Origin of the sequence: Variovorax glacialis, from assembly GCF_051216375.1 — a bacterium.
Taxonomy (GTDB): Bacteria; Pseudomonadota; Gammaproteobacteria; order Burkholderiales; family Burkholderiaceae_C; genus Variovorax.
Genome location: NZ_JBPJZT010000004.1, coordinates 524,243 through 535,740, shown reverse-complemented (window position 1 = coordinate 535,740; position 11,498 = coordinate 524,243). Strand labels below are relative to the sequence as shown.

Sequence of the window (11,498 nt, the reverse complement as noted above, 5' to 3'; positions counted from 1 at the left end):
GCTGCTCACTCCGCGGGGTCGTTGATCTCGTCGATGACTGTTCCGTCCTCGTAGAACTTGGCGATGGCCTTGTCCAGCCGCTTGAGCAGCGCGTTGAGAGTCTCGCCTTCGCGCCTGACGAGCATGGCCATCGCATTGTGATCATCGGCGGCAGTGGCTGCGCAGTGGATCGATCCGATCGCACCGATCGTGATGTCGCCGCCGTCGTCGATCAGTGCCTCGAAGTTCTTCATGTGGACGTTGGCTCGCTGAGTTCGCGGACGCGCCAGCGGTGGGGCAGCAACTCCTCGATCCGGCTGTTCAAGTGGGTCGGCAGCCTCGCGAGGACGTCGCGCAGGTATTGCCAAGGATCGTGTCCATTGAGCTTGGCCGACTGAACCAGGCTTATCACCACTGCAGCGCGCTGGCCGGCGAGTGCGCTTCCGGCGAAGAGCCAGTTCTTGCGCCCCATCTGCCAGGGCTTGATCTGCCGCTCCAGGAAGTTGTTGTCCATCGGGACTTCGCCGTCGTCGAGATGACGGGTGAGTTGCTCCCAGTGGTTGAGGCTGTAATCGATCGCCGCTGCGATGCTGCTCCCGTCGGGCACGCGGCGCCGCTCGAGTTCGAGCCACCGCTTGAACTCCTCCCATAGCGGCTTGATCAATTTCTGCCGCCCTTCATGTCGATGGTCCGCAGGCATTCCTGCGAAGTTTCCTTCGACGTGGTAGATCTGGGCCAAACGCTTGATCGCCGCCTCGGCCACCGGACTCGTTCCAGCCTTGGCCAGCTCGTCGTACTTGCGTCGGGCATGCACCACACAACCTGCGGCCACGCGCTTGGGGTACACGCGGGTACCCGACCGCCTTTTCTCCGTCTTCCACGCGTAGTCGATGAGGATGGTTTTCTGGTGATGGGTAGCGAATTTCTCCAGCAGGGCCTTCTCGTTGCCGACCACGGGCGCGCTTCCGGCCAGCGGGCTGGGAGGTTCTTCCTTGCTCTCAGGATGCGCGAGGCTGTTGCGCACCTGCTCTGTACTGCTGCCCCCGCGCAGTTTGAGTTCGATGTGCACGCTGGTGTCGCCCTCGTCAGTGGGCGCCATGACTTTGCGCCACCATCCAACGCAGTAGTCGTGACGTTGCTGTTCGGCGGTGCGCCAGTCTGTTCCTCCGAAGGCTGGGAGTGGGCTGCCGAGGCCGACGACCGCCCGGTCCTCGGGGGTGGTGGTGGTCGGGCTCACCCAATACCCCCCGCGCTGATCGCCGGTGAAGCCGGGCATGTTGTTCTGCTTGGCGCTGGCCAGTCTGTCGTACCACACGAGCAAGCGCACCCTGACGCCGCGCGCAGTTGCAGCATCCAGCAGGCTGCCAAAGGGCTGGCCCCGATGCCAGGTTTCCCCCGCATCGTCGCGGACGAGTGCCATGCCGGGATCGAAACCCCAGCACACGAGGTCGATGGAGTGCTCGGCGGCCTCGATGTCTTCGGCGATCTTCTTGAAGGCGCTCTCTCCGCAGATGAAGACGTCCAACGCATTGTTGGCATGCACCGGATGGGTCGCATCATCGCGCTCCAGCCGCCATTGAACGGTGAGGTCAGCGGTGCGCCGGCGCTCGTCGATGTGAGAGGTGTTGGCGTTCTGAGCCTGCAGCTTGGTCATGCTTCGTTTCCTTCCTGGTCAACGCCGTAGTCCTCATGGCGCCCCCCGGTGTCCCGCGCGGCGCGGAAGCCTTTGTTGGCGAGCCGGTGCTCGGCGGAGTCGTTGAGCCTGTCGTGGACGCGAAGGTCGAACCTGGCGCCATTGGTCAGGCGAACCTCGTACGAGGCCGTACCGCTCTTGTGGTCCTTGACGAGGATTTGCCCGTGTTCGTCGGTGATGCCGTGACCGATGGAAACCCCGCCTCTGAAGAGCTCGTACGGCTCGCCCGCGAACACGTAGCCGTTCTGCGCATGGGATCCCAATCGCAGCAGCAGCGTGCCGGGAGTCTTCGTAACGTCCGCGCTGGGCAACTGCGGCACTTGCACGTTGTCAGGCCCCACGAAGGTGTGCGAGGCCGCATGGTTGACATAGTCGCCCGAGGTGCCCTTGCCTATCCCTTGCGCATTGAGCACCCTGTAGCTGCCGCCGCCTTCGAGCCGCAACTCCTCTTTGGCCCGGATCGTGATGCGCTCGGCCGTCTCCGTGATCTGCAGCTTGGCGAGCATGTTGATCGAGTTGGAGAGCGCCTGGATATCGATATCGGCCTGCGCGGCCACCATGTGCATGCCGCTTTGCCGCGCGAAGAGCTTGATCGCGTCCAGCGCTACCGCGAGCAACGAGGCGCCGCTGCTCAGGCTGATGTGCTCGCCACTGGTGAGGGCGGTGTGCGCATCGCTGGCAATGTGTGTGCTGCCCGCCGTGGTGGTCTCGATGCCTGCCGGACTGGCCAGCAAAAGGTGCGGCTCGGAGAGTTCGGGGAATTGGCCTTTCTCTGCGGAGCCGCTGCGCTTGCCTTCGATGTCGTCGTTCTGGGCTTTGAGGGCGCGGCCGACTTCGTCCTGGTCGCCATTCTTCTGCGCGTCGACCTGAGCGGCGGCGTCGAACCCAGTCTCATGCCGCTCGCGCGCCTGAGTGAGGCGCTGCAGGGTTTCGCCGAGATCCTTGGCATGGGCCGCGGCATTGGCTCTCGCCTCGGTGCTGATGAGCATGCCATCCTTGGCGCGAATGACGCCGTGCGCATCGGTGCGCAACTCGAAGCCCTCGCCACGCTCGTCCTTGCGCCCGGCGTTGTCGTCGATGCGGGCGATATGGCCGAGGCTCAGGCTGGAGCTCTTGTGGTCGCTCTTCAGCTGGGCCTGGATCTTCTGCTCGGTGTCGTCGAGGATCAAGTGGTTGGAGCGGCCCGCCGCCGAGTTGCCGCCTTCCTTTGTAAGCTCTCTCGACCGGAAGCCGGAGAGCGCCGAATGGCTCGGCAAGGTCCACGGTGGCAGGTTGGACTGGTTATGCACGCGTCCCGTGCAGATCGGCAGGTCGGGGTCGCCTCCCATGAAGTCGATGATGACTTCCTGGCCGATGCGGGGGATGTGGATGCCGCCCAACTGGTTGCCGGCCCAGGGGGAAGAGACGCGCACCCAGCATGAACTGTTGGCATTCCTGCCGCCGACGCGGTCCCAGGGGAACTGCACCTTGATGCGGCCGAACTCGTCGGTCCACAGGTTCTGGCCTTCGGGGCCGACGACAAGCGCACTTTGCGGGCCGTAGTTGTGGGGCTTCTTCCGGGTCAGCGCGGGGAGAAGCGGCTCACTGACGGGGTGCGCAGTGAAGTCGACTTCGACTCGCCATTGCTGAGAACGGCCCGGCACCGCGTCCTTGATCTGGCTGTCCTGCGCCACGTCTTCGATGAGGAGCAGTGCATCGAGGATCAGGTACTCGACGTTGGCTTGCTGGCGCGGGTGCTGCGCGAGCCTGAAGGTGCAGCCCGGCACCATGCCCCGGAGGTTGCCGCAGGCCTTCGCGCGTGCCCCATGCGTGCGCAGTGCCTGCATGCGCAGCAGTAACAAGTGGCGGCCTTCTTCGTGCGGGTCGTTGACGTCGGCGGCGCCGGCCTTGGGTTGAGCGTAGTGGCTACCGGCGCTGCTGTCGTGCCACTTGTAGACCTCGCCGTCAGCCTGCCCGGTGGGTCGCGGGTCGCTGCGAGTCAAGGTGAGATCGGCGCGCGGCCGGGTGTAGTCGTAGTCTCTGGTGGTGTAGTGCCCGCTGGTGAGCTCGTTCCGGGGGACGAAGCTGTGGATGTACTCGGCGTCGGGCCTCCAGCCCGCGGTGTGGTACTCGACTTGCCGATAGGCCTCGCTCGCGTTCTCCTTGTACGCGCCCATGTTGTCGATGAGCACGAGCCGGTGCTTGCCTTCGGAGTGGTCGAAGAAGTAGCTGATGCCCCATTCCTGGCAAAGGCGCTCGAAGAATTCGAAGTCGCTTTCGTTGTACTGAGTCTGGTAGTCGCGCTGGGGGTAGGTTTCGATGAGGCGCTTGTCAACGGGGAAGTCATAGTCGCCTAGCAACTCATCAAGGATGTCGACGACCGTCTTGTTCTGGAAGACCTTGCAGTCGGTGCGAAATGTCGCTAGGTGCAGACAGGGGCGCAGGGTCAAGCGGTACTCGATGTGGCGGCCTTCTTCGCCGAGACACGCAGCGTCGGCGATGAGGGCGTTGATCTGGCGCACGCCTGCGCCGATGCTGTTGACGCTTGCGCCAACGACGCCGGGGAGGAACCGACCGGAGCCGTCGAGTTGGATGCTGCAGCTGATCTCGCGGCCGATGAAGTCGTCGAGGTTGAAGTCGGCGGCGGCGCTGGCGCCGAGATTCAGCGCATCCGGTGTCTTGAGCAGGAGTTCGTATTCGAACAAGCTGTTGAGGCCCTCTCGGCCGGACAGGCGCACGGGGTCGAGTGCGGGCGCGCCGAGGTGCCGCGGCATCGCAGGCGAGTCGACGGACAAGGTTCGGTTGCTCAACATGCCAGGGCCTCCTTCAGGTTGATTTCTCTCTCATGCGCCATGCGGGTCCGCCGCTGTCCAGGCGGCGAGCCGGGTAGCGACGGGAGGCGAATGTGTGTCGGGTCGCGACTAGCCGATGCGCAGGCGAGCGCCGCAGGCCTCGATGGCCTGCGGCGGCGTCAGATCACGCTGGCGAATCAGCGGGCAACGCAATACGCGATGGGGTCGGATTTGGGGGCAGGTGCGGTGAACCGCGAAGGTTCAGGGCTTGTCGGGCAGGCGCGACAACGCGACAGCACACGGCCGAGCCGTGTCGGGATGTGTAGGCTATTCATTTGTGTCCGGCTTCCTCTGCCGTTCTCTATTTTTCTTGAGAGCGATGAATATACATAACATCGAATCAAGAAGGCATCGTCTCCTTCGAGTGATGAGACGCGCCCGGCTATCCCGGCGCTGAAGCGCCGTCATGGCAGTCTGGAGGCGAGCGCATGCCCGCCCCGATCTAGATCGTTTTGAAGTGGTGCGTGCCGTCGGCAGCCAGTTGCGCAACGAGGCCGAATTCCCAGTCGAGGTACGCCTGCATCGCTTCCGCCGGTGCGTCGGTGCCTTCGTACGGGCGCCGGTAGCGATCGGTTGCAGGCGTCGCAAGCCGCGTCCATCCGGTTTCCGCACGCAGCCCCGCGGCGAACCATGCGGCATTGCCGCCCTCGAGAACCAGCACCTCGGCATCCCGCCCGCGCGCAGCGAGCAACGCGCGCAGATCGACGGCCGCGAAGCGAGCCAGCAGGCTGCTGCCGCAGGTGAGCACATAGCGCCGAGCGACAGGAACGACGTCCAGCGCGTGCGCAAGCTGGGCGCGGATCGCGAACCATGCGCCCGGAATGTGGCGCTTCGCGTGGTTGGCGCTGGTCGTGACGTCGATCACCACGGTGTCTTGCGATGAAATTCCGAGCACCTCAACCAACCGGTCCGGCGCGATCCCGGCGACCGACGGCGCGGCGGGATGGTCGGCCGGCGCCGTGCCCTGCTCGCTGCGTGCAGCCGCGGACTGCGGCGCCACCACATACACCTCCCATCCCATCTGCGCGAGCCACGAAGCGGTCATCGGTGCGCGCACGCCGTCGTCATCGGCCAGCACGATGCGCGCCCCGCGCACAGGAACGTGGTGGTCGGTCTCCTGCACAAGTTGCCCACCGGGCGCGCTGGCGAAGCCGGGCAGATGGCCCGTCTCGTACTCCTCAGGCGTCCGCACGTCGAAGCGGTAGACCGTGCGGCCCGGCCCTTCGAGCGTCGCGAGCGCTTCCAGGCCGATCCAGCGCACGCCCGCGCGCCGGGCGACGTCCTGCGCATTCGCCTGCGCGACGACGCGATTCGCCTCACCCGCCTCGGGAGCGCGACGCGCCGCGCCGTGGTCGAGCACCTGCCCGGCCAGCTTCCAGCCGATGGTCCCGTTGCGCAGCGCCGTGACCGGATTGGGAATGCCCGCGTTCACCAGCGATTGCGTGCCGATGATGCTGCGGGTGCGGCCGGCGCAGTTGACGATCACCCGCGTCCGCGGATCGGGCGCCAGCTCGCGCACACGGAGAACCAGTTCGGCGCCCGGCACGCTGGTCGCCGTGGGAATGCTCATGGTCTGGTATTCGTCGAAACGCCGCGCGTCGAGCACAACCACGTCGGAACGCGCTTCGATCAGTGACTTGACCTCCTGCGCCGACAACGAGGGCGTATGGCGCTCGTGCTCCACCAGTTCGCCGAAGGCCTTGCTCGGCACGTTGACATCGCGGAACAGCTCGCCGCCGGCTGCACGCCAGCCGTCGAGCCCGCCTGAGAGCAGGTGCACCTGGGTGTAGCCCAGCTCGGAGAGCCGCGCGGCCGCGAGCGGCGCGAGGTCGCTTCCCTCATGCGCGCCATAGACCACGATCAGGGTGTCGCGACGCGGAATGCGGCGCCAGGCGTCGATCTCGATGCGCGACAGCGGCAGGTTCGCAGCCCACAGCGGATGGGCCTGTGCGTAGGGATCTTCCTCGCGTACGTCGAGCAAGGCGATCTCGTCGCGTGCGAGCAGATGGGCGCGCACGGCGCTGACGGAGAGAGTGGCGGTCATGGGATGGAATCAAGCGGGCACGGAGGCGATTCGGAATAGCCGGAGACAAAGGGCTTGCGCCCGCCCCCAGTTGGATAAGTATGACGCCGGACCTTGCCGATGTCCGCGCCGTAGACATGGATGCTGACCGACACGCGGTCGTCGTGGGCGTTGCGCACGCGGTGCACGTCACCGATGCCCGGCGAGACGGCCTCGACATCGCCCGGCGCGAGACGCACCGGCGGGCCCTCGGCCAGCAACAGGCCGTCGCTCTCGCGATAGCTCTGGCTGATCTCGGCGCCGCGCAGCATGCCGATCAGGCCCCATACCGTGTGGTCGTGCACGGGCGTGGCTTGCCCCGGTCCCCACACGAAGCTCACGACCGAAAAGCGCTCCGTCGCATCGACATGCAACAGGTACTGCTGATAGCGCCCGGGATGCGGCTTCGCAAAGGCATCCGGCAGCCAGTCGTCGCGCGCCACGAGACCGCGCAGCAACGCCCCGCCCTCTTCCACGATGCGAGGCTCGTCGGGATTCGTATCGAGCAGCCGGCCGAAAGCGATGACGAAATCGCGCAGTCGCGCACTCATCGCGCCAGTGCGCCCTTGCCGGCGGCGACCAGGATCGCGTCGTTCTGCGGCGTGTGGATGCGGCTGCACAGCACGTCGCGATAGTGGCGTTCGAGCGGGTTCTGGCGCGTGAGCCCGTGGTTGCCGCTCAGCTGCAGCGCCAGTTCCACCGCGCGGATCGCTTGCGTGGTGACGGCGTATTTCAGCAAGCCGCTCTCCGATGCGGAAGGGGCGCGGCCTGCATCGACTTCGGCGGTCGCGTGATCGAGCAGGACACGGCTGGTCCGCAGCAGCGATTCGATCTCGCCGACGCCCTCCTGCACACGCGGCAGCGTCGCCAGCGATGCACCGAGTCCGCTCGGGGCGCGCAGGTTGAGGAAGCCGACCAGCCAATCGCGCGCCGCCCGCGCCACCGCGTCGTAGAGCGTGCCCAGCAGCACCACCATCCAGGCCTGCTGCGTGGCATGCGCGTCGATGTCGGTCTGGCTGCCGGCATCGGGCGCCCACTCGGCCGGCGCGCGCAGGTCGACCGCATGGTCGAGCGGGATCGCGACGTTCTCGAAGACCACCTCGTGGCTGCCCGATGCGCGAAGGCCCAGGTGGTCCCAGCTCGCGATCACGCGAACACCGGGCGCATTGCGCGGAACGAGAAACACGCCGACGCGCGGCGAGGCTTCATCCGTCCGGCCCCAGACCGACAGCCAGCTCAGTCCCTCGACGCCGGTCGTGTAGAGCTTGTGTCCGTCGAGCCTCCACTGATCGCCTTCGATGCGCGCGGTCGTGGCCGGCAGGCCGCCGCGTGCGGGCGAGCCCAGCGCGGGCTCCACGCGCAAGGCGTTGATCAACGCACCGTCGCGCACCGCGTCGCGCAACACGCGTTCTCGCAGATGAGGCGGCCAACGGCTGTCGGTGCGGCCGATCGCAAGGTGCTGCAGCCAGGTCATCGTCAGGATCAACGCAGTGGCGGGCTCGCCATAGGCCACGGATGCCAGCACGCGGCGCGCGCCTTTCAATGACGCACCGCCGCCGCCATGCGCGCGCGGTGCCACGAGGCTGACGAGCCCGTTCTCATGCAACGCGGCGAAATTCTCGCGCGGAAAGGCGCCGCTGCGATCGTGATCGGCCGCGGTCTCGGCGAACTGGGACGACAGGCGCGCGAGCAACGCGTCGTCCGATTCGGGCGCGGCCACCAGGCGGCGCAGGACTTGTGAACTCATGGGGCAGGACCTTAGCCCCAGCCGCCGCACAGGAAAACGACGGAAGCCGCATATCCAAACTCATTTTTCTGCGTTCGCTTTCGATGCGCCGCGCATTACGGTCACGCCTCTCCTCAAAGCGACACGGAAGGCGCGAGCTTCATGACATTCCCTCTTCATCCCGACCTTGCCGCCGTCTGGTCGCGCCGCCGCTGGCTGCAGGCCGCGGGCGCGGCCGCTGCGTTGGGCGCGGCGGGTCCGCTGGCCGCCTCCGCCGTCGCGGCGACGGCCGCCGACCTCTCCGGCGTCACGCTGCGCATCGGCACCTACAAGGGCCTCTGGCGCCCGCTGATCGAAGCCTCGGGCCAAGGGAAGACGCCCTACAGGATCGACTGGCGCGAGTTGAACAACGGCGTGCTCCACATCGAAGCCATCCAGGGCGACGCGCTCGACGTGGGCTCGGGCAGCGAGATCCCCGCCACCTTCGCCGCGCGCCAGAAGGCCCAGGTGCGCTTCATTGCCGTGATTCACGAGGACCTGAACAACCAGGCGACGCTGGCACGCAAGGATGCGCCGATCCGGTCCGTCGCCGACTTCAAAGGCAAGCGCGTGGGTTATGTGCGCGCCACCACCGCGCACTACTACCTGAGCAAGCAGCTTGCCGACGTGGGTCTCTCGTTCAGCGACATCCAGCCCATCAACCTGAGTCCCGCCGATGGGCTCTCGGCCTTCGCGCGCGGCGACCTCGATGCCTGGGCCATCTACGGCTACAACGGCCAGCTCGCGCGCACGCAGTACGGCGCAAGGACCATCAAGACCGGCAAGGGCTATCTCTCCGGCGATTTCCCGGTCTATGCCAATCCGCGCGCGGTGGACGACCCGCTGCGCCATGCCGCCATCACCGATTTCCTGCTGCGCCTGCAACGCGGTTACGCCTGGGCCAACGACAACTACCTCGACTACGCCAAGGCGCAATCCGCCGAGACGCGCGTGCCGGTCGGCGACCTGATCGAACTCTTCAACGGCCGCAGCAACGACTACGGGCTCGGCCCGGTCACCAACGCCGTGGTGCGCAGCCACCAGGAGGTGGCCGACACCTTCCTGAAGCTCGGCGTGCTCGACGGCCCGACCGACGTTGCGCCGCTGTGGGACCGCAGCTTCGGCCCTGCGCTATCGCGCGGCAATCCGGCCTGACCCCTTTGTTCATTCCTCTCTCTCGTACCAAGGACGCACCCATGAGCGACATCGAATTCATCGGCATGATCCAGGCCCAGAAGGTCTCGGAGATCCACCCCGCACGCGGCCCTGCCATCGACCGCGACTACGTCCGTGCCTTCGCGCAGGCCCACGAGCAGGCCGGCTTCGACCGCGTGCTGGTGCCGCACCACTCGACCAGCCCCGACGCGACCTTGACCGTGGCTTATGCCGCCTCGGTGACCGAGCGCATCCATTTCATGCTGGCGCACCGGCCGGGCTTCGTCGCGCCGACGCTCGCAGCGCGGCAGTTCGCCTCGCTCGACCAGTTCAGCGGCGGCCGGCTCGGCGTGCACTACATCTCCGGCGGCTCGGACGAAGAGCAGAAGCGCGACGGCGACTGGCTCGACCACGACCAGCGCTACGCCCGCACCGACGAATACCTCGACGTGCTGCGCAAGGTGTGGACCAGCGACAGGCCCTTCGACCATGAAGGCGCGCACTACCGCTTCAAGGACGCCTTCTCGGAAGTGAAGCCGGCGCAGTCGCTCAATGGCAGGCCGCATGTGCCGGTCTACTTCGGTGGTGCATCGGAGGCGGCAATCCCTGTCGCCGGCAAGCATGCCGACGTGTATGCGCTGTGGGGCGAATCGCTCGACCAGGCGCGCGAACTCACGGGCCGCGTGCGCGCCCAAGCTGCGAAGCATGGCCGCAGCGTGCGCTTCTCGGTGTCGTTCCGTCCGATCCTCGCGGAAACCGAGGAGAAAGCCTGGGAGCGCGCCGACGGCATCCTGGCCGAGACCCGCCGCCTGCGCGTGGTGCAAGGCTTCGGCCGCGGCGGCCCACAGCAGAGCGAAGGTGCCAGGCGCCTGCTCGCCGCCGCGGAAAAAGGCACGCGCCTCGACAAGCGCCTGTGGACTGCCGTCGCGCAGGAGATCGGCGGCCGCTCGAACAGCACCGCACTGGTCGGCACGCCCGAGCAGGTGGCCGATGCGCTGCTCGACTACTACGACCTCGGCGTGACGACCTTCCTGATCCGCGGCTTCGACCCCCTGGAGGACGCCATCGACTACGGCCGCGAACTGATTCCGCGCACACGCGAACTCGTGGCCCAGCGCATTGCCGCGCGCCGCAAGGCGGCCTGAGCGGTCGATGCATCCACGTGCCAGAAAGGATCGCATGAGCGCCGTACTCGAACTCGACCGCACCGGGGATCGCACCCGGGGCCGACTCGTCCTCAATCCACATCCGCAGCACAAATACTGGTTCGATCCGCCCCCGGCACGCACCAGCGTCGAGGCCGAGCGCCGGCATCGGCAGGAGCGGCTCGCAGGCGCGTTCCGCCTCTTCGCCCGCTTCGGCTTCGCGCAGGGCCTGGCCGGTCACATCACGGCGCGCGATCCGGAGCTGACGGACCACTTCTGGGTCAACCCGCTGGGCGTGCACTTCTCGCGCATCAAGGTGTCGGACCTGCTGCTCGTCAATGCCCAGGGCGAGACGGTGGTCGGGGATCGCCCGCTCAACAAGGCGGCTTTCGCGATCCACGCCGCCATCCACGAATACAACCCGAAGATCATCGCGGCTGCGCACACGCACTCGACCTACGGCAAGGCCTGGTCGACCCTGGGCCGCCCGCTCGACACGCTCACGCAGGACGCCTGCGTGTTCCATGACGACCATGCGCTCTTCGACGATTTCACCGGCATGGTGGTCGACGAGAGCGAGGGCCTGCGCATCGCCAGGGCGCTGGGCGATCGCAAGGGCGCAATCCTCAAGAACCACGGCATCCTGAGCGCGGGACCCAGTGTCGAGGCGGCCGCGTGGTGGTACATCGCGCTCGACAACGCCTGCCATACGCAACTGCTGGCCGAAGCCGCAGGCAAGCCGCAACCCATCGACGAGGCGGTCGCACGCCACACGCATGGCCAGATCGGCGGGCCCGAGGGTGCGCTGCACGCCTTCGAGAGCCTCTACGAAGGGCTGGTCGAGGCCGAGCCCGAACTGCTTCTGTGA

The 11,498-nt window shown here is 66.9% G+C and carries 8 protein-coding genes and 1 pseudogene; 3 read left to right on the top strand and 6 right to left on the bottom strand.

Going from position 1 to position 11,498, the window contains the following annotated elements:
* Window positions 1–5: 5 nt before the first annotated feature.
* The 6 genes and pseudogenes from ACSFBL_RS14330 to ACSFBL_RS14305 all read right to left on the bottom strand — a co-directional run bounded on the left by ACSFBL_RS14330 (window position 6) and on the right by ACSFBL_RS14305 (window position 8,312).
* Window positions 6–233: a hypothetical protein gene (locus ACSFBL_RS14330; protein ID WP_435516444.1), complete on the bottom strand. Its 228-nt coding sequence runs from the start codon at window positions 231–233 to the stop codon at window positions 6–8.
* Window positions 230–814 (bottom strand): annotated as a pseudogene (locus ACSFBL_RS14325) (IS66 family transposase); the annotation flags it as partial. The pseudogene ACSFBL_RS14325 and the gene ACSFBL_RS14330, both read right to left, overlap by 4 nt.
* A gap of 815 nt (window positions 815–1,629) precedes the next feature.
* A complete protein-coding gene (locus ACSFBL_RS14320; protein ID WP_435516443.1) occupies window positions 1,630–4,464 on the bottom strand; it encodes a type VI secretion system Vgr family protein in 2,835 nt (944 codons plus the stop codon).
* A gap of 481 nt (window positions 4,465–4,945) precedes the next feature.
* Window positions 4,946–6,547: a rhodanese-related sulfurtransferase gene (locus ACSFBL_RS14315; RefSeq protein WP_435516442.1), complete on the bottom strand. Its 1,602-nt coding sequence runs from the start codon at window positions 6,545–6,547 to the stop codon at window positions 4,946–4,948.
* Window positions 6,544–7,116 carry a cysteine dioxygenase family protein gene (locus ACSFBL_RS14310; RefSeq protein WP_435516441.1) on the bottom strand — a complete coding sequence of 191 codons (573 nt, stop codon included), beginning with the start codon at window positions 7,114–7,116 and terminating at the stop codon, window positions 6,544–6,546. Before ACSFBL_RS14310 ends, ACSFBL_RS14315 begins: the two co-directional genes overlap by 4 nt.
* A complete protein-coding gene (locus ACSFBL_RS14305) occupies window positions 7,113–8,312 on the bottom strand; it encodes an acyl-CoA dehydrogenase family protein (RefSeq protein WP_435516440.1) in 1,200 nt (399 codons plus the stop codon). Before ACSFBL_RS14305 ends, ACSFBL_RS14310 begins: the two co-directional genes overlap by 4 nt.
* A 141-nt stretch (window positions 8,313–8,453) precedes the next feature.
* Between ACSFBL_RS14305 and ACSFBL_RS14300 the strand changes: the two genes are divergently transcribed.
* From ACSFBL_RS14300 to ACSFBL_RS14290, 3 genes are read left to right on the top strand one after another with little or no spacing between them, the layout of a single operon-like run.
* The gene (locus ACSFBL_RS14300) at window positions 8,454–9,485 is read left to right on the top strand and encodes an ABC transporter substrate-binding protein (RefSeq protein WP_435516439.1); all 1,032 of its coding nucleotides are present in this window, start codon (window positions 8,454–8,456) and stop codon (window positions 9,483–9,485) included.
* A 41-nt stretch (window positions 9,486–9,526) separates the two neighbouring features.
* Window positions 9,527–10,630 (top strand): LLM class flavin-dependent oxidoreductase, encoded by a 1,104-nt coding sequence (locus tag ACSFBL_RS14295; RefSeq protein ID WP_435516438.1) that lies wholly within the window; start codon window positions 9,527–9,529, stop codon window positions 10,628–10,630.
* Window positions 10,631–10,664: 34 nt separating this feature from the next.
* Window positions 10,665–11,498, top strand: a complete 834-nt coding sequence (locus ACSFBL_RS14290; protein WP_435516437.1) for a class II aldolase/adducin family protein — start codon at window positions 10,665–10,667, stop codon at window positions 11,496–11,498.